The following is a 17,832-nucleotide window of genomic DNA, read 5'->3' as shown; positions in this document are numbered from 1 at the left end:
CGTTGCTGCGAGGTGTAGGCCATGTCGGACTCGAACCGACAACCAACGGATTAAAAGTCCGCTGCTCTGCCAATTGAGCTAATGGCCCTCGGCACAACACCCCCGAGCATAGCCGTATCGCTCCCGGGAACCGATCGGGTATCCGACACGGCCCCGTCTCCCCGGGCGTCTCCCCGGGGCGTCCCCCTGAGCCCGCAGGCCCAGGGGGCGGGGTCCGTCAGTACAGGCCCTTGAAGGCGTTCCAGCCGGCCGTGCCGATCATGACGCGGCCCGCGTACAGGCCGTTGCCCTGGTTCGTGTAGCGCCACAGCTTGCCGGTCGTGTCCCGGGCGAGGAGCTCACCGCGGCCGTCGCCCGTGATGTCGCCGACGCCCACAAGGGAGGAGTAGACCCCCCAGCCGCCGCCGACCTTCACACGGGCCGTCACACCACCGTTCGCCGTGCCGTAGTAGCGCCACAGCACACCCGACGCGTCCACGCCGAGCAGATCGCCCCGCCCGTCACCGTTCAGGTCACCGGCGCCCACGATCTTCTTGTACAGCTTCCAGTTGGTACCGATCTTCACCCGAGCGCCCACAGCGGTGCCCTCCGTACCCGGGTAGAAGTACATGTCACCGGTCGACGTCTGGCGCGCGATCAGGTCCTTGTGACCGTCACCGTTCACGTCGCCGGGCGACGTCAGCACGTCGTACTGGCCCCAGCCCCTGCCGAGCAGCGTGTACGCCGAGGAATCCGAGACGATCGCCCCGCAGCCCGTCCGGTACCCGCGCAGTTCGTCGCCGACACGCCCGTACACGTCGTTGCAGCCGTCGCCGGTCATGTCCCCGACCGGCACCAGGAGCGTCGTGTTGGGGAGCTTCCCGCCCGTGCCGTTGGTCCGCGCGGCCAGGCCGCCCGAGCCGTTGCCCCGGTAGAGCGACACCAGTCCCGCCTGGTCCATCACCAGCAGGTCGCCGAAGCCGTCGTTCCCGGCGAGGTCCCGCCACGGCACCACCCTGCCGCCGGTCACGGAGATCGTGCCCGAGGGGGTCAGGTCGAGGCCCTCGCCATCGGCCGTGTTGGCGGTCAGCGACCACGTGAACGTACCGTCCGTGACCAGCCGTCCCGCGGCGTCCTTGCCGTCCCAGCCGACCGCGATCCGGCCGCGCGTCTCACCGCCGTCGTACGTACGGACCACCGCGCCGCCCACCTTCCGGCGCAACGTCAGCTGCCAGTACGACGCCGGCTTCGACAGCGACCAGGACGCCTTCCAGCCGTCCGTCGCCCGCGCGGTCGCCGGGGTGCTCGCCGCGGTCGCCGTCAGGTCGGAGGCGGGGACGCTCGTCCAGACCGCGTGGATCCGGTTCTCCGCGTCCTTGTACGCCACGGCCCCGCCGAAGCGGTCCACCGTCCACGCCTCCCGGCGCGCGCCCTGGACGGGCGCGGAGTCCACGAGCGGGCGCGGCGCGGCGGCCGTGCCCGTGTGGAAGTCGATCAGCCGGAGGTACGAGCCGGAGCCCTGGTCCACGACGAAGCCGTCGCCCAGGAGGCCACCGTTGTACGAGCCCCTGGGCAGCGCGACCTTCGTGCCCTTCTGGAGGTCGACCACGCCCTGCTTGGAGAACCCGGCGCAGGACCAGTACAGCCAGCGGCCCGCCGTCTGAAGCTCCGTCGGCGCGCAGTCGGCGCCGGTCGCGACCGTGCCGAGGTCCTTGCCCGTGACCAGGTCCGTACGGGACACCTGGCCCACGGTGGCCGTACCGGCGAACAGCGTGTCGCCGCGCAGGGCCGCCGCCGTCTGCGGCTGCGTCCGGACGACGGGAGCGGCGCCGGGCGCGGCGTCCAGGTCGACGACGAGGGTCTCCCCGTCCGCGACGAGGTTGCCGGGGATGCTCGGGCGCCCGCTCTGGAAGACCGCCCAGCGGCCGGAGGCGTCGGCGAGCCGGCCGGTGTTCTTGCCCGTGGCGGCGCGGGTGGACTCCTTGGCGGAGCGCCGCCCGACCACCTCCATGCCGTCGAAGCCGCGGGCCAGATGGACCGTACGGCCGTCGCCGGAGTCGAACAGCGGGGTCGTGCTCTCCAGCCGCTCCTCGGACCCGACGGCCCCGATCGAAACGGGCTCCGACTGGCCGGTGTGCATCGGGCCGACCGGCAGGTTCCGCGCGAAGAAGCCCCGGCCCAGCTGACCGTTCTGCTCCAGGGTGGAGAGCCGGCCCGCGCCGAGGGCGAGCGACTGGACCGCCGTCGCCAGTGGTTCGACGCGGCGCAGCTTCTCCAGGACCGGAGCGCCGCCGCCCTTGCCGGGGACGGCCTTCAGCAGCGCCCAGTCGGTCGCGGAGGAGCCACCGACGACGGCTACACCGGCCGCCCCGCCGCCGACGATCTGATTGATCTCCGGCTCGGCCTTCTCCAGAAGCGTCTGCGAGCGCCCGTCGGGCGCCAGCGCGACCAGGCGCCGCTGGAGCGAGGCGTCCGTGCCCGAGGCTTCGCCGACGGCGAGGACCCAGTCCCCGACCAGGCCGATACGGGCGGGGCTCAGGCCCTCGGGCAGCGCGAACGTCCGCTCGGCGCCGTTCAGGGCGGACCGCTCCCGCAGGTGCACCTGACGGTCCCGATCGACCCACGCGATCCGGTCGGCGCTCAGGGCCACCGGCGCGACGAGGATGCTCTCCCCGGCGGAGGTGGGCGCGGCGATCACCGTCATCTGCCCGGTCCGCAGGTCGACGACGCCGAGGTCGGTCAGGTCGTACGCGTCGGTGGTGGACCGGCCGAAGCGGATCACGGCGGCGGTGTCGTCACCCGCGACGAGCCGCGCCATGTGCAGGTCGGCGCCCTCGGGGAAGCCGGTGACGGGGATCTTGGTCTCCGTCGCGTCCCCGGCACGGCGCAGGTAGTAGCCCGTGGTCGTCTGGGTCGAGTTCTCGGACTCGTACTGCTGGAAGAGCAGCGTGTCGCCGAGCAGCCCCCGCAGGCTCGCGTCGCGCGGCAGGGCCAGCGGCTGCTCGGTGCCCGCGGCCAGGTCGCGTACGAAGTGGTTGCCGGCGCCGCGCTCGACGTACGCGTACCGCCCGCCGACCCCGGTCTCGGCGAACGCCGGATTGCCGGAGCCGTACCCGAGGGACACGGTCTGCCCGGTCGAGAAGTCGGTCCAGGAAAGCTCGCCGCTTGAGCTCTCGTCGGAGTCCTCGGTCTCGTGCACGTACCCGTTGCCGCTGACCGCCTTGACGGTCGCGTGCCGCGGGACGGTCCGCCAGTTGGGCGTGATGTCCAGCTGGTCGCCGGGCGGGACGGCGGCGGGCAGAGCCGCCGGTACGACGTTCGGCGCGGCGTTCGGTACGGCGGTGGCCGGCATCGCGCCGACCACCGAGGCGACGAGCGCGGCAGCCACGACGGCCGTACGCGCACGGCGATCACGCGCGCGTGAAGAGCGTGCCAAAGAGGGTCCCTCCCCGGGAAACCTGAAGATGAGGAAACAGGGTGGAAGACCATGTCGCCGGGCCCCCTGGCCGACGCTTCCCACCCATGTCAACAGCGCCGACAGTAACAGCCGCGACGGACACCCAGCAGCCGGGATTCCGTCCCCGCCCCCACCGCATTCGAACCCGTTCAACGAAGCGGGGCCCGCACGGCGAACATCCGCCGTCCGGGCCCCGAATCACAGGTCACGCGTCACCACGCGTCAGTACAGGCCCTTGAAGCCGTTCCAGCCCGCCGTACCGATCATGACCCGGCCCGCGTACAGGCCGTTGCCGAGGTTGGTGTACCGCCACAGCTTGCCGGTCGTGTCCCGGGCAAGGAGCTCACCGCGACCGTCACCCGTCAGGTCACCGACACCCACCAGGGCGTTGTACCCACCCCAGCCCGCACCGACCTTCACCCGGGCCGTCACACCACCAGTCGCCGTGCCGTAGTAGCGCCACAGCACACCCGACGCGTCCATACCCAACAGATCGCCCCGCCCGTCACCGTTCAGGTCACCGGCACCCACGATCTTCCCGTACAGCTTCCAGTTCGTACCGATCTTCACCCGCGCACCCAGACGGTGATCCGCCGTACCCGGGTAGAAGTACATGTCACCCGTCGACGTCTGGCGCGCGATCAGGTCCTTGAAACCATCACCGTTCACATCACCCGACGACGTCAGCACATCGAACTGGCCCCAGCCCTTGCCGACCGAGGTGTACGGCGACGAAGCCGAAACGATCTGCCCACAACCCGGCCGGTACGAACGCAGCTCGTCACCGACCCGCACATACACGTCGTTGCAGCCGTCACCGTTCACATCACCGGTCGGTACCAGGACCGCCGTCGACGGGAACTTCGCACCCGTACCGGGCGTCCGCGCGGCCACACCACCGGCGCCGTTGCCCTTGTACAGCGACACCAGACCCGCCGAATCCATCACCAGCAGATCGCCGAAGCGGTCGTCACCGGCCATGTCCCGCCACGCCGGCACGGAACCGCTCAGCTTGACGCCGCCCGTGAGGACGAGGTCCGCGCCCTGGCCGTCGGCCGGCTTCGCCGTCAGCGTCCAGGTGTACCCACCGTCCGCGACCGGCTTGCCGCCCGCGTCCTTGCCGTCCCACGCGGCCTTGACGACGCCTCGTGCCTCGCCGCCGGAGAGCGTGCGGACGACGGCTCCCGTGCTGTCGCTCTTGAGCTCCAGGGACCAGGAGGCGGCCGGCTTGGTCAGCCACCAGCGCGGCTTCCAGGGCGACTTGCCGCCGTTGACCGCCTGGGTCGTCGGAGCGTCTGCGTCGATCCTGGCCAGCGGCGAGGCCGGCACACCGGGGTCGACCACCCGGACGTCACCGGCGGCGTTGTCCTGGAAGGCCAGGCGGCCGGTGGCGGTGTCGACGGCCCACGGGCCGTGCTGCCAGTTGTCCTCCGAGACCTGGTAGGTCGCCTTGAGGACGGGCTCCGCGCCACGGAAGTCGGTGACCTTCAGGTCCCGGCCGTCCGACTGGACCACATAGCCGTCGCCGAGCGTGGTGAACCGCTCGGTGAACGACTTGTTGACGTTCTTGTCGAGGTCGTAGACGCCTGCCTTGCGAACCTGTCCGGCGCAGTCCCAGCTCAGCCAGTGAGCGGTGACCTTGATGGACTCCGCCCGGCAACCCGAGCCCAGGTCGACCGTGCGCTTCACCGCACCGGTCCGGACGTCGTAGCCGACGACCGTCCCGGCCTCGCCGCCCGCCCAGAGGGTGTCGCCCTGCAGGTCCCAGTCGAAGGAGGGGACCTTGAGCGTGGCCAGCCGCTTGCCCGTGTCCAGGTCGACGGTGGACGTCACCCACTCACCGGACTCGTCGTGTCCGCCGACGAAGGCGTATCGCCCCGAGGCGTCTCCGACCTGGACGTCGGTGAGCTCGGTGGTCACCGCCCGCCCGGAGGTCGCGCCGTCCTCGACGACCACGGGAACACCGCCGAAGTCGCCCTGGACGACGAGACGTCCGTCGCCGGTCGGGAAGTTCTCCTGGCAGACGTTCTCGTCGGTGCACCCGCTGAGGTCGAAGCCGAAGGTGCCACGGTCCCGCGTCGGGCCCGCGGTCAGCGCGCCCGTGACCGACACCGTCCGCGAGCGGTAGGTGTTGGTCTCGTCCGGCATCCGCTCCAGGGAGTCGAGCTGCCCGTGGCTGAAGGTGAACGCCCTCGGCTTGGAGGTGACCGGGGTGACATCGACCAGCTCGGCCGCGGCCGTGCCGTCCCCGTCCACCGTGAGCCGCTGGAGGCTCAGCGCGTCGGCCGTCGCCCCGGCGACGAGGAGCAGCCCGCCGTCCGGCGTCGCGAGCGCCTGCGCGCGCCCGTGCGCGAAGAGCGTGGTCTCCTCCCCGCCCGCGCGCGGCACGGAGACGACGCGGTACGGGGCCGTGGAGCCCTGACCGGAGGCGCGCCCGACGATCAGCCGGCCGCCGACGACACCGAGCAGTACATCGCCCTCGCTGTGGGGCAGTTCGGTCGTCGCGGTCAGCGCGAGCGGACCGGAAGCCCCGGCGTCGCCTTTGGCGTAGGAATGTGCCTTGCCGCCCTTGTCCCACACGACGATCTCGGTCGGGCCGATCACGGTGGACACCGGCTGGGCGGCCGCGTCCTGAGGAACGGTCCGTACCTGCGCCGAGGCGAGGTCGAGCCATGCCGTACGGGAGACACCGTCCACCTGGTACGTGGTGAGGATGCCGTCCGCCGTACCGGCGATCGGGTGGGCCGGCGGCAGCGCGCCCTCGGGCCAGCCGGTCACCGGGGTGTCCTGCACCGAGCCGTTCACCAGCCGGAGCAGGTGCCAGACACGCGGGGTGGACAGGGTGGCCTGGGTGAAGGTCACCACGGTGGTCCCGAACGCACCTACGTACCGGTGCGTCTTCGGAATGTAGAAATGGGCCGTTCCGCCACCGGGCAGCCTGTCCACCACCCGGACCAGATGAGAGGTGGAAGTCCAGTCCGGCGAGAACATCGCGTAGCCGTCGATGCCGGCGCCGTAGCGACCGTCCGCCTCCGGCCCCTCCTCCTCGACCGAGAGCGGCGTGGAGTAGTTCCCGGCGTACGTGCTCCAGAAGTGGCCGCGCCCCTGCTCGTAGCGCAGGTAGCCGGTAGCCCCCGCGGCGAGGGGGACGACGGTGCGCGGCTGCTGCGCGACCGAACCCGGGAAGACGACTCCGGGGCCGTCGGCAGCGACGGCGGTCGTGGCCAGCGGGCCGATGCCCGCGAGCAGGGTCGCGGCCGTGACGGTCGCGATGGAATGGCGTAGAAGAGCGCTACGAAGCACTCGGGTCCTCCCCTGAGGCATGAAAGAAGAGGCACGGGAGATGGCGACGCCAGCGCTGAACAGAACTCGGTTCGCGGCCCCCCGGCCGCACCACCCCCATGCGAACGCGCCGATGCTAACAGCCGCCCCACAGGCCTCGGAAGCGAGTTTCGAACCCGTTCAAAGAAGCAGGGCCCGTACGTCACCGAAGTGTCGTACGGGCCCTGCTCAGTCTTCAGCGATCAGCGTGTTACGCCAGATCAGCCGTTGCGCTTCCAGCGCGGCTTCTCGTCGCGGCGGCCGAAGGAGGAGCCGCCGGTCGAGCCGGTGCCGCGGTGGTCGCCGCCGCGGTGGTCGTCACGACGGGCGTACGGGCGGTCGCTGCTGCCCGCGCGGAAGCCGCCCGAGGGGCGGTCGTCGCGACGGTCGCGGTTGAACGGACGGTCGCTGCCGCGGTGGCCGCCGGTCGGGCGGTCGTCGCGACGGAAGCCACCGCCACGGTTGTCGTCACGACGGTCGTTGTCGCGGCGGAAGCCGCCACCCGACGGACGGTCGTCACGGTTGAAGCCGCCCGACGGACGGTCGTCGCGGTTGAAGCCGCCCGAGGGACGGTCGTCACGGCGGAAGCCACCGCCACGGTTGTCGTCACGACGGTCGCCACCCGAGCGGAAGCCGCCCGACGGACGGTCGTTGTCACGACGGAAGCCACCACGGTCACCGCCGCGGTCGCCACCGCGGTCACGGCGCTCGTAGTTGCCACGCTCGTCGCGGAACGCCGGGGTGCGCTCCTCGCGGCGCTCCTGGGCCGGCTCGGCGACGACGGCCGCGGCGACCTCGGCCTCGGCGGCCTCCGTCACCTCGGCGACCGCGGCCTCCGGGTCCTCGCCCCGCTCGCGCGCGGAACGGGCGACCAGGCGGTCGGCCTCCTCGCGGAGCTCGGTGGCGCGGCGCGTCAGACGCTCCAGCTGCTTGGTGAGGTCGGCGACCTCACGCTCGGCCTGCTTGGCCGCGTTGTTCGCGGAGTCGGCCTGGACCTCGGTGAGCGAACGCGCACCGGTGATCTCGGCGACCTCCGGCTCGAACGCGCCGGCGCTCTGGATGATGTGGCGCGAGGCGTCGACGCCCGCGTCCTCCATCAGCCGGAAGATCTGGCGGCGCTGGTGCGGCAGCGACAGGGAGACGACGACACCGGACTTGCCGGCACGAGCCGTACGGCCCGAGCGGTGCAGGTAGTCCTTGTGGTCACCGGCCGGGTCCACGTTCAGGACCAGGTCGATGCCGTCGACGTGGATGCCTCGGGCGGCGACGTCGGTGGCGACCAGCGCGTTGACGTAGCCGTCCTTGAAGTCGGCGAGCACGCGGGTACGAGCACCCTGCGTCATGCCGCCGTGCAGCGCGTCGGCCTTCACGCCGGACTCGACGAGCTGCTCGGCGATGCGGTCGGCGCCCAGCTGGGTGCGGACGAAGATGATCGTGCGGCCCTTGCGGGCGGCGATGGCGGCCGTGACCGGCGCCTTGTCCTTCGGCTTCACGACGAGGACGTGGTGCGACATGGTCGAGACGTTGCCCTGCGCGCTGTCGACCTCGTGCGTGACGGGGTTCGTCAGGTAGCGCTTGACCAGCGTGGAGATCTCGTTCTCCATCGTGGCGGAGAAGAGCATGCGCTGGCCGCCGCCGGGGATCTGGTCGAGCAGCTCGGTGACCTCGGGCAGGAAGCCCAGGTCCGACATCTGGTCGGCCTCGTCGAGGACGGCGATCTGGACGTTCTCGAGCGAGCAGGCGCCACGGTTGATGATGTCGCGCAGTCGGCCCGGGGTGGCGACGAGGACGTCGACACCGCGCTCCAGGGCGTAGATCTGGTTGCCCATCGACGTACCGCCGCAGACGACCTTCATCTTCAGGCCGAGCACGTCGCCGTACGGCTGCAGCGCGTCCGCGACCTGCATCGCGAGCTCGCGGGTCGGGGTGAGGATGATCGCGCGGGGCTTCTTCTTCTCGGTGGAGCCGCCGGCCAGCTGCGCCAGGGTCGGCAGACCGAAGGAGAGGGTCTTGCCGGAGCCGGTACGGCCGCGGCCGAGGATGTCCTTGCCGGCCAGGGCGTCCGGGATGGTCGCCGCCTGGATCGGGAAGGGCGTGGTCACACCGTTCTGCGCGAGCTTGCGCACGACGCCCTCGGGCAGGCCGAGGTCGGCGAAGGTGATGGTGGGCTCGGTGGGCTCCGAGGCCTCGGCCTCGGAAGCGTCGATGCCGTCGGTGTCGTCCGTCTCGACGATCTCGATGGACTCGACGATCTCGGTGGCCTCTACGGCCTCGACGATCTCGTCGTTCTCGGGCATGACGGTGTGGTCAGGACTGAAAATGGACATGCGAAATGCGAAACCTTCCGGAGTCTCGGCACGCGCCCGTCAACTCCGTGAAATTCGCAATTCGACCGCCTCAATGCGGTCCAGCCACGGCTAGGGAGAGTACGCGCCACGCGGCGCTCTTCTGTGTCGGCGCCGGGCAATGGGATCAAACGATCTACCACCATACGCACCCTCCCCCACCTATGGCAAACCGGACTGCGTCACACCGGCCCTCACGCCGGTCCGACCTGCGGTGATGCCTCCGGCTCCACCTGCGCACCAGGGCCGTCGGCGGCCCTCATGGCGCCCATGTGGGTGTCCGCGCCCGGCGTCGCGGTCGGCGAGTCGGTGGGGTCCGGCGTGGGCTCCGGAGTGGGGCTCGGGCTCGGCTCCACGGTCGGCTCTGGCGTCGGCTCCGGCGGGTCCACCGGTGGCGTGACCTCGCCACCCGGCGGGGTCGGCTCGCCCGCGCCGCCGCCCGGCCCGCCAGGCTCCTGCCCGCCCGGCTTCGGCTTGCCGCCCGAGGATCCGCCCGCCGGGGCCTCCACGGGGGGCTTCCCCGAGGCCGTCGGCGAGCCGCTCGGCACCGGCGACTCCGCACCCGCTCCGGCCGCGTCGGGGCCGCTCTTCCCGGACGTGTCCCGGCCGGTTCCGCCGTGCCGGCCCGAGAACCCGGCGCCCCCGCCGGACTCGGCCGCCTCGCCCTGCTTTCCCGCGGACTTGCTGGGCGCCGGCTTCGCGCCCTCGTCACTCACGCTCATGCAGCCGCTCAGACCGGCACAGGCCGCCACCGCCAACGCGGTCGCGGCCCATCTCACACGGGTTGGCAAATGGCGCACGGAGGGCACCTCCAGGACACAAAGGGCGGGAACAGCGGGCGGAAGACCGCGTTTCGCTGCCCAACTCCCTTTGCACCACAAGGGACACGCCCCCACGGCGACCACGTGCCGTCGACAGCGGGCCGTCAGCCCATCCGCCCGTCAGCCCATCGGCCGGTCAGCCCATCACCCGTAGCCGAGCGCGTGCAGCCGCTCGTCGTCGATGCCGAAGTGGTGGGCGATCTCGTGGACGACGGTGATCTCGGTCTCCGCGACCACGTCCTCCCGCGACTCGCACATCCGCAGCGTCGGCCCCCGGTAGATCGTGATCCGGTCCGGCAGCACGCCCGCGTACCACTCGCCCCGGTCCGTCAGCGGAGTCCCCTCGTACAGCCCGAGCAGCTCCGGGTCGTCCGGCGCGGGTTCGTCCTCCACGAACACCGCGACGTTGTCCATCAGCCGCGTCAGCTCCGGCGGAATCCGGTCCAGGGCCTCGGCGACAAGCTCCTCGAACTCCTCACGCGTCATCTCCAGCACCCGGCCATTGTCCCCCCAGGTGAAACCGTTTTGGCGATAGCGGCCGCCATCCCATATGCTTCTCACGTCCCCGACGCGCTGCGAAGCGCTCAGGTGAGCCTCTAGCCCTCATCGTCTAGTGGCCCAGGACGCCGCCCTTTCAAGGCGGTAGCACGGGTTCGAATCCCGTTGGGGGCACGCAACATCCTGTGCGAGACTTGTTCTCGCGCATCGCAAGGTCCTGTGGAGCAGTTGGTTAGCTCGCCACCCTGTCAAGGTGGAGGTCGCGGGTTCAAGTCCCGTCAGGATCGCTGAGGTCAGAAATGATCTCGTGGCTGGGTAGCTCAGTTGGTACGAGCGATCGCCTGAAAAGCGATAGGTCGCCGGTTCGACCCCGGCCCCAGCCACAATCAGAAGGCCCCGTTCGAAAGAACGGGGCCTTCTTCGTGTACGCGGACAGGATCACGGCGGACAGAGGTACGTAGACGGGGGTACGAGCCTCAGCCCGTACCCCCACCCCCTCAGGCCTCCCGGCCCGCCCGCCGTCCGCGCCACCCGCGCACCGCGAGCACCACCGCGACCACGGCCACCACCGCCACGAGCAGCGCCCAGTCCGGCACCGAACGGCCCACCGACGCCACCCGCTCCTCCACCGCGAACGAGTCGTCCACCGACAGCAGCCCCGGCAGGGCCGTCGTGCCGTCGAAGAGCAGGAAGACCGCGCCGAGCACCACGAAGAACAGCCCCGAGAGCAGCGAGGTCGTGTGCAGCTCGAACCGGCCGACCCGGACCGTACGGCCCCGCAGCCAGCGGCGCCGGCCCAGGTCGTACCGCTCCCAGAGCAGCGCGAGCAGGAACAGCGGCACCGCCATGCCCAGCGCGTACACCGCGAGCAACAGGCCGCCGTACGCCGGGCTGCCGCTCAGCGCCGCCACCGTCAGGACGCTGCCGAGGATCGGGCCCGCGCAGAAGCCGGCGAGGCCGTAGACCAGGCCGAGGGCGTACACGGAGACCGCCGTCGTGGGCCGGATGCGGCCGCTGACCTCTGCGATCCGACGCGAGGCGAAGCCCATCCCGAGGATCTGGAGCACGCCGAGCGCGATGATCGTCCAGCCGCCGAGGGCCACCAGCAGGTCCCGGTGGCCGTAGAAGAGCCGCCCGGCGAACGAGCCGGCCGCGCCGAGCGGGACGAGGGTGGTCGCGAGGCCGGCGTAGAAGATGCCGGTACGGGCGAGCAGCCGGCTCTTCGAGTCGATCGAGTACGCGAAGAAGGCCGGGAGCAGCAGGGCGCTGCACGGGCTGAGGAGCGCGAGGAGGCCGCCGAGGAACGCGGCCAGATAGCCGATGTCGGAGGTCACTCCCCCGTCCCGCCCTCGGTCTTCGCCGACTGAGACGGCTTCGACGGCTTCGACGGCTTGGCCGTCTTCGCCGCCGCCTCGATCGCCTCCGTGAAGGCCTCCATCGGCTGCGCGCCGGCGATCGGCCGCCCGTTGACCAGGAACGACGGGGTGGAGGTGGCGCCGAGCGAGTACGCCTGCTCCTGGTCCTTGCTCACCGCCGCGCGGGCCGCCGCGCCGTCCGTGTCCTTCGCGAACCGAGCGAGGTCGGGGACCCCGGCCTCCTTCGCGAGGGCGTCCAGGCGGTCCTTGCCGAAGCCCTTCTCCTTGGCGCCCTCCGCGTATGCGGCCTTGTGGAACTCCCAGAACCGGCCCTGCTGCCCCGCCGCCCACGACGCCCGGGCCGCCGCCTCCGACTCCTCACCGAAGATCGGGAAGTTCCGCCACTCGATGCGCAGGGTGCCGTTGTCGACGTACTTCTTCACCAGCTCCGGCTCGGTGTCCCGGGCGAACTTCCCGCAGTAGCCGCACTTGAAGTCGGCGTACTCGATGAGCACCACGGGCGCGTCGGCCCGCCCCATGGCCAGCTTGTCGGCGGCGTCGCGGCGGGCGTAGGCCTCCAGCTCCGGGTAGACACCGGCGGACGGGTCGGCGGAGACCTCGGCGGCCGAGGGACCGGACGAGCCGCCGGAGTCGGGCGCGCCCGCGGTGAACGAGACGACCCCGGCAAGGACGGCGGCCAGGGCAACCCCGGAGATGATCATGATCGGCTTGGACTTGGACATGCGGAAACGCTCCTGAACAGGGAGAAGAGGGGTGGACGACACGCGGACGGCCAGCCCTCTAGACGCGCAGGATCGACAGCTCCACAGGTGACGGAGGCACCAGCTCCGGCGGTTCCGGGCCCGGCGACAGCTCACATATGTCCTGGTCACAGCCCCAGGCCCCGGCCCCGGCGGCCCGTTCCCCGGCCAGCACGGGCAGCAGCTCGCCGAAGCCGCTCGGACGCGGCGGGGTGGCCGGGCGGGCGGCGCCGTCGACGCTCTTCCCCTGACCGCAGCCCGGCGACGCGCTCCCGGCGACCGCAACGGAGGACGACTCCGCCACCGCCGTGCCCGCCCCGCACACCAGCACCCCGAGCACCACGCCCACCAGCGCGGCGAGCGCCGCGAGCGCGCGGGCGGTGCGGGACATGGGGGCCTCTCGGATGGCCGGATCGGATGGTCGGATCGGACGGTCGGACCGGATCCCCGGCCGCCGTGCCCGAAATATTACGGGTCGCACCTGAGGGAAATCGGTTCGCCCGTTCTCGGCCCGGGGTGCGATCCTGGATTCCGTATGTCTACTTCCTTCGCCGCCCTCCAGACCGTCCTGGCCGAGGTCTCGCTGCGGGACGCCCACCGGCTCGGCCGCCGCCTCGAGGGCGCCCGCCGCATCCGTAAGCCCGAGGCCCGTGAGGCCGTCCTGGACGAGATCGCCGCCGAGGCCGGCAAGGCCAAGGAGCGCGTCGACGCGCGGGCCGCCCGCGTGCCCGCGATCACGTACCCCGAGCAGCTGCCCGTCTCGCAGAAGAAGAACGAGATCCTGGAGGCGATACGTGACCACCAGGTCGTGATCGTCGCCGGTGAGACGGGATCCGGAAAGACCACGCAGATCCCCAAGATCTGTATGGAGCTCGGCCGGGGCGTCCGGGGCATGATCGGCCACACCCAGCCCCGCCGGATCGCGGCCCGTACGGTCGCCGAGCGCGTGGCCGACGAGCTGAAGACCCCGCTGGGCGAGGCCGTCGGCTGGAAGGTCCGCTTCACCGACCAGGTGAACCCCGACGCGACCTTCGTGAAGCTGATGACGGACGGCATCCTGCTCGCCGAGATCCAGACGGACCGCGAGCTGCGCGCCTACGACACGATCATCATCGACGAGGCCCACGAGCGGTCCCTCAACATCGACTTCCTGCTCGGCTATCTGGCCCAGCTGCTGCCCAAGCGCCCAGATCTCAAGGTCGTCATCACCTCCGCGACCATCGACCCCGAGCGCTTCTCCCGCCACTTCGGCGAGGCGCCGATCGTCGAGGTCTCCGGCCGTACGTTCCCCGTCGAGGTCCGCTACCGGCCGCTCCTGGAGGAGGACTCCGAGGAGGCCGACCGGGACCAGATCACCGCGATCTGCGACGCCGTCGTCGAGCTGCAGGCCGAGGGCCCCGGCGACGTCCTCGTCTTCCTCTCCGGCGAGCGGGAGATCCGCGACACCGCCGACGCACTCAACAAGAAGCAGCTGCGCAGCACCGAGGTCCTGCCCCTCTACGCCCGGCTCTCCCACGCCGAGCAGCACCGCGTCTTCCAGGCCCATTCAGGCCGCCGGATCGTCCTCGCGACGAACGTGGCCGAGACCTCGTTGACCGTCCCGGGCATCAAGTACGTCATCGATCCGGGCACCGCCCGCATCTCCCGCTACTCGCACCGGACCAAGGTCCAGCGGCTGCCGATCGAGGCGGTCAGCCAGGCCAGCGCCAACCAGCGCAAGGGCCGCTGCGGCCGTACGTCCGACGGCATCTGCATCCGGCTGTACTCCGAGGACGACTTCCTCTCCCGCCCGGAGTTCACGGACGCCGAGATCCTCCGTACGAACCTGGCGTCCGTCATCCTCCAGATGACCGCGGCCGGCCTCGGCGAGATCGAGAAGTTCCCCTTCATCGACCCGCCGGACCACCGCAACATCCGCGACGGCGTGCAGCTCCTCCAGGAGCTCGGCGCGTTCGAGCTGACGGAGAAGTCCTCCCAGGAGGGGAAGAAGGGACAGCGGCTGACCGAGCAGGGCCGCAAGCTCTCCCAGCTGCCCGTCGACCCCCGCCTGGCCCGCATGGTCCTGGAGGCCGACAAGAACGGCTGTGTACGCGAGGTCATGGTGATCGCGGCCGCGCTCTCCATCCAGGACCCGCGCGAGCGGCCGGCCGAGAAGCAGGCCCAGGCCGACCAGCAGCACGCCCGCTTCAAGGACGAGACGAGCGACTTCCTCGCCTTCCTCAACCTCTGGCGGTACATCCGCGAGCAGCAGAAGGAGCGCGGTTCCAGCTCCTTCCGCCGGATGTGCAAGTCGGAGTACCTGAACTTCCTGCGCATCCGCGAGTGGCAGGACATCTACGCGCAGCTGCGTACGGTCGCCAAGCAGATGGGCATCCACCTCAACGAGGAGGACGCGCCCGAGCAGTCGGTGCACACCTCGCTCCTCGCCGGTCTGCTCTCGCACATCGGCATGAAGGACGTGAAGGAAGGCGCCAAGAACGAGTACCTGGGCGCCCGCAGCGCCAAGTTCGCGGTCTTCCCCGGCTCGGCGCTCTTCAAGAAGCCCCCACGCTTCATCATGTCCGCCGAGCTGGTGGAGACCTCGCGGCTCTGGGCCCGGGTCAACGCGAAGATCGAGCCCGAGTGGATCGAGCCGCTCGCCCAGCACCTGATCAAGAAGACGTACAGCGAGCCGCACTGGGAGAAGGACCAGGCGGCCGTGATGGCGATCGAGAAGGTCACCCTGTACGGCGTGCCGATCGTCACCGACCGCAAGGTGAACTACGGGCGGATCGACCCCGAGGCCTCCCGGGACCTGTTCATCCGCAACGCGCTCGTCGAGGGCGACTGGCGCACGCACCACAAGTTCTTCGCGGACAACCGCAAGCTCCTCACCGAGGTCGAGGAGCTGGAGCACCGCGCCCGCCGCCGGGACATCCTCGTCGACGACGAGACCCTCTTCGACTTCTACGACAAGCGCGTCCCCGAACACGTGGTGTCCGGCGCGCACTTCGACTCGTGGTGGAAGCACAAGCGGCACGAGGAGCCGGAGTTCCTCGACTTCGAGCGCGAGATGCTCATCACCGAGAAGGCCGCCGGGGTCACCAAGGCCGACTACCCGGACTCCTGGCGGCAGGGGCCGCTGAAGTTCCGGGTGACGTACCAGTTCGAGCCGGGCGCGGACGCCGACGGCGTGACCGTCCACATCCCGCTCCAGGTCCTCAACCAGGTCACGGACGAGGGCTTCGACTGGCAGATCCCGGGGCTGCGCGAGGAGATCGTGACGGAGCTGATCCGTTCGCTCCCGAAGCCGATCCGCCGCAACTACGTGCCGGCGCCGAACTTCGCGACCCGCTTCCTGGACACCGCCGTCCCGCTGCAGGAGCCGCTGACGGTGACGCTCGCCCGCGAGCTGCACCGGATGGTCGGCGTGCCGGTCTCCCCGGACGACTTCGACCTGTCCCGGATCGCCGACCACCTGAAGATCTCCTTCCGGATCGTCGACGAGCGGCGCCGCAAGCTGGCCGAGGACAAGGACCTGGAGGCCCTGAAGCTGCAACTGCGCCCCAAGGCCCGCCAGGCCCTCTCCCAGGCCGCCGCGGCCGCCACGAGCGGCCCTGACGGCTCCGGGCAGTCCCTGGAGCGCACAGGGCTCACCGACTGGACGATCGGCACGCTCACGAAGGTCTTCGAGACCCGGCGGGCCGGCCAGCCGGTCAAGGCGTACCCGGCGCTCGTGGACGCCGGTGACACCGTCTCCGTACGCCTCTTCGACACGGAGGCCGAGCAGGAGCGGGCCATGTGGCAGGGGACGCGGAAGCTGATCCTGCTGAACATCCCGGTGAACCCGGCGAAGTTCGCCTCGGACAAGCTCACCAACCAGCAGAAGCTCGCCCTCTCCCGGAACCCGCACGGTTCGATCCAGGCGCTCTTCGACGACTGCGCGACCGCCGCGGCGGACAAGCTGATCGCCGACCACGGCGGCCCGGTCTGGGACGAGGAGTCCTTCCGGAAGCTGTACGACAAGGTCCGCGCCGACCTCGTGGACACGACCGTACGGACGGTGGATCAGGTCCAGCAGATCCTGGCCGCCTGGCAGGCCTGCGAGCGCCGCCTGAAGGCCACGAACAGCCTGGCCCTGATCAACAACCTGGCGGACGTGCGCACGCAGCTCGCCTGGCTGATGCCCGCGGGCTTCGTCACCAGGACGGGGCTCAGGCGGCTGCCGGACCTGATGCGCTACCTGGTGGCCGTGGACCGCCGGCTCCAGCAGATGCCGACCGGCGTGCAGCGGGACACCACCCGCATGGAGAAGGTCCACGAGATGCTCGACGAGTACGCCTGGCTGCTCGAACAGCTCCCGCGGGGACGGCCGGTGCCGAAGGAGGTCACCGACATCCGCTGGATGATCGAGGAGCTCCGGGTCAGCTACTTCGCCCACGCGCTCGGCACGGCGCACGCGGTCTCCGACAAGCGGATCGTCAAGGCGATCGACGCCGCGGCCCCGTAAGAGGACGGGTGAGGACCGGACCGGGAAGGCCCCGCAGGGGGTGTCGCCTTGCGCCGGTTCGACCAGACCCTCTGACCTGCTGTACAGTCTTCTTCGCAGCCCCCACTGAGGGCCGCGAATCAAGGTCCTGTGGAGCAGTTGGTTAGCTCGCCACCCTGTCAAGGTGGAGGTCGCGGGTTCAAGTCCCGTCAGGATCGCTCTTCGAAGAAGGCCCGCACCGATCGGTGCGGGCCTTCTTCGTTGCCTCCCGGTGTATTGACGGCGTCGGGCCGACCCCGGTACCCCAGACATCAGGGAATCGGGGGCCCGGACCGGAGGTGGTCACGCATGGCCGCGGCATCGGCAGCGAGACACGAGATACGGGCGCTGCTGCGCGCCCATCTGGCGGCCGCGTCCCGCCACGGACACCTCACACGCCACTGCTCGGTCTGCCACCGCCTCCAGCGGCTCGCCATGGAGCTGGACCGGGGCGCGGAGGAGACCGAGGACGAAAGTCCCACCGGCCCGTGACCAACGGCTCGTTGGCGAAGGCGCCGACGGTGGCAGGCTGGTCCTTGGCAAGCCCTCGCCAGTGTGACGGGAGTCACCGAAAGAGTTTTACAAACCCACGCACTTACACCCTCCCTACACCGGCCCCATTTAATATGTGCAATTGCACCGCACAGCGGGAGCTGGGAGCCGGCACAAAAAAGATCGCGCTGGACCCGGCGGAGTCCAGCGCGATCGATGACGAAGAGCCTGTTGGGGCAGGCGCCTGGTCGGCAGAGCTTGGGTGGGCGGTCCAGGTTGGGGGACCCGGAATTGCC

General features: G+C 70.7%; 10 protein-coding genes and 5 tRNA genes. 6 read left to right on the top strand and 9 right to left on the bottom strand.

Features of this window, described 5'->3' with window-relative positions; genetic code table 11:
* Nucleotides 1–15: 15 nt before the first annotated feature.
* From ACFWRO_RS02990 to ACFWRO_RS02965, 6 genes are all read right to left on the bottom strand, one after another.
* Nucleotides 16–88, bottom strand: a tRNA-Lys gene (locus ACFWRO_RS02990).
* Nucleotides 89–217: 129 nt separating this feature from the next.
* Nucleotides 218–3,367 carry an FG-GAP-like repeat-containing protein gene (locus ACFWRO_RS02985; RefSeq protein WP_384503661.1) on the bottom strand — a complete coding sequence of 1,050 codons (3,150 nt, stop codon included), beginning with the start codon at nt 3,365–3,367 and terminating at the stop codon, nt 218–220.
* 291 nt (nt 3,368–3,658) lie between these two features.
* Entirely contained in the window at nt 3,659–6,739 is a 3,081-nt protein-coding gene (locus ACFWRO_RS02980) for an FG-GAP-like repeat-containing protein (RefSeq protein WP_384503659.1), read from the bottom strand.
* 239 nt (nt 6,740–6,978) lie between these two features.
* On the bottom strand, nt 6,979–9,084 hold the full coding sequence (locus tag ACFWRO_RS02975) for a DEAD/DEAH box helicase (protein ID WP_384503657.1): 2,106 nt from the start codon (nt 9,082–9,084) through the stop codon (nt 6,979–6,981).
* A gap of 212 nt (nt 9,085–9,296) precedes the next feature.
* Nucleotides 9,297–9,824: a hypothetical protein gene (locus ACFWRO_RS02970; protein WP_384503655.1), complete on the bottom strand. Its 528-nt coding sequence runs from the start codon at nt 9,822–9,824 to the stop codon at nt 9,297–9,299.
* 243 nt (nt 9,825–10,067) lie between these two features.
* The gene (locus tag ACFWRO_RS02965; protein WP_260230806.1) at nt 10,068–10,418 is read right to left on the bottom strand and encodes a metallopeptidase family protein; all 351 of its coding nucleotides are present in this window, start codon (nt 10,416–10,418) and stop codon (nt 10,068–10,070) included.
* A 104-nt stretch (nt 10,419–10,522) separates the two neighbouring features.
* On the opposite strand from ACFWRO_RS02965, the gene ACFWRO_RS02960 reads away from it, so the two are divergent.
* From ACFWRO_RS02960 to ACFWRO_RS02950, 3 genes are all read left to right on the top strand, one after another.
* Nucleotides 10,523–10,595, top strand: a tRNA-Glu gene (locus ACFWRO_RS02960).
* Between the two features lie 39 nt (nt 10,596–10,634).
* Nucleotides 10,635–10,708 (top strand) — tRNA-Asp (locus ACFWRO_RS02955).
* A 22-nt stretch (nt 10,709–10,730) separates the two neighbouring features.
* Nucleotides 10,731–10,804: transfer RNA gene (locus tag ACFWRO_RS02950), tRNA-Phe, on the top strand.
* A 114-nt stretch (nt 10,805–10,918) separates the two neighbouring features.
* On the opposite strand, the gene ACFWRO_RS02945 is transcribed toward ACFWRO_RS02950, so the two are convergent.
* The 3 genes from ACFWRO_RS02945 to ACFWRO_RS02935 are packed head-to-tail and all read right to left on the bottom strand — an operon-like array spanning nt 10,919 to nt 12,928.
* The gene (locus ACFWRO_RS02945) at nt 10,919–11,755 is read right to left on the bottom strand and encodes a cytochrome c biogenesis CcdA family protein (RefSeq protein WP_384503653.1); all 837 of its coding nucleotides are present in this window, start codon (nt 11,753–11,755) and stop codon (nt 10,919–10,921) included.
* Nucleotides 11,752–12,519 (bottom strand): DsbA family protein, encoded by a 768-nt coding sequence (locus tag ACFWRO_RS02940; RefSeq protein WP_384503652.1) that lies wholly within the window; start codon nt 12,517–12,519, stop codon nt 11,752–11,754. Before ACFWRO_RS02940 ends, ACFWRO_RS02945 begins: the two co-directional genes overlap by 4 nt.
* 58 nt (nt 12,520–12,577) lie before the next feature.
* On the bottom strand, nt 12,578–12,928 hold the full coding sequence (locus tag ACFWRO_RS02935; protein ID WP_384503650.1) for a hypothetical protein: 351 nt from the start codon (nt 12,926–12,928) through the stop codon (nt 12,578–12,580).
* 144 nt (nt 12,929–13,072) lie between these two features.
* Here ACFWRO_RS02935 and hrpA point away from each other — a divergent pair, with 144 nt between their 5' ends.
* The 3 genes from hrpA to ACFWRO_RS02920 all read left to right on the top strand — a co-directional run bounded on the left by hrpA (nt 13,073) and on the right by ACFWRO_RS02920 (nt 17,536).
* Nucleotides 13,073–17,026 carry an ATP-dependent RNA helicase HrpA gene (gene hrpA / locus ACFWRO_RS02930; protein ID WP_384503648.1) on the top strand — a complete coding sequence of 1,318 codons (3,954 nt, stop codon included), beginning with the start codon at nt 13,073–13,075 and terminating at the stop codon, nt 17,024–17,026.
* 123 nt (nt 17,027–17,149) lie between these two features.
* A tRNA-Asp gene (locus ACFWRO_RS02925) sits at nt 17,150–17,223 on the top strand.
* 130 nt (nt 17,224–17,353) lie between these two features.
* Complete coding sequence (locus tag ACFWRO_RS02920; protein ID WP_384503646.1) at nt 17,354–17,536, top strand: DUF6274 family protein; 183 nt, start codon at nt 17,354–17,356, stop codon at nt 17,534–17,536.
* Nucleotides 17,537–17,832 lie beyond the last annotated feature (296 nt).

Source organism: Streptomyces sp. NPDC058579, assembly GCF_042718575.1.
In the GTDB taxonomy this organism is placed as follows: Bacteria; Actinomycetota; Actinomycetes; order Streptomycetales; family Streptomycetaceae; genus Streptomyces.
This window is presented reverse-complemented; position numbering and strand designations above follow the sequence as displayed.

Bases quoted from the DNA above. Each gene is read 5' to 3' on its own strand.
- ACFWRO_RS02975 (WP_384503657.1), bottom strand. From the start codon at position 9,084: ATGTCCATTTTCAGTCCTGACCACACCGTCATGCCCGAGAACGACGAG.
- ACFWRO_RS02970 (WP_384503655.1), bottom strand. From the start codon at position 9,824: ATGAGCGTGAGTGACGAGGGCGCGAAGCCGGCGCCCAGCAAGTCCGCG.
- ACFWRO_RS02940 (WP_384503652.1), bottom strand. From the start codon at position 12,519: ATGTCCAAGTCCAAGCCGATCATGATCATCTCCGGGGTTGCCCTGGCC.
- ACFWRO_RS02935 (WP_384503650.1), bottom strand. From the start codon at position 12,928: ATGTCCCGCACCGCCCGCGCGCTCGCGGCGCTCGCCGCGCTGGTGGGC.
- hrpA (WP_384503648.1), top strand. From the start codon at position 13,073: ATGTCTACTTCCTTCGCCGCCCTCCAGACCGTCCTGGCCGAGGTCTCG.
- ACFWRO_RS02920 (WP_384503646.1), top strand. From the start codon at position 17,354: ATGGCCGCGGCATCGGCAGCGAGACACGAGATACGGGCGCTGCTGCGC.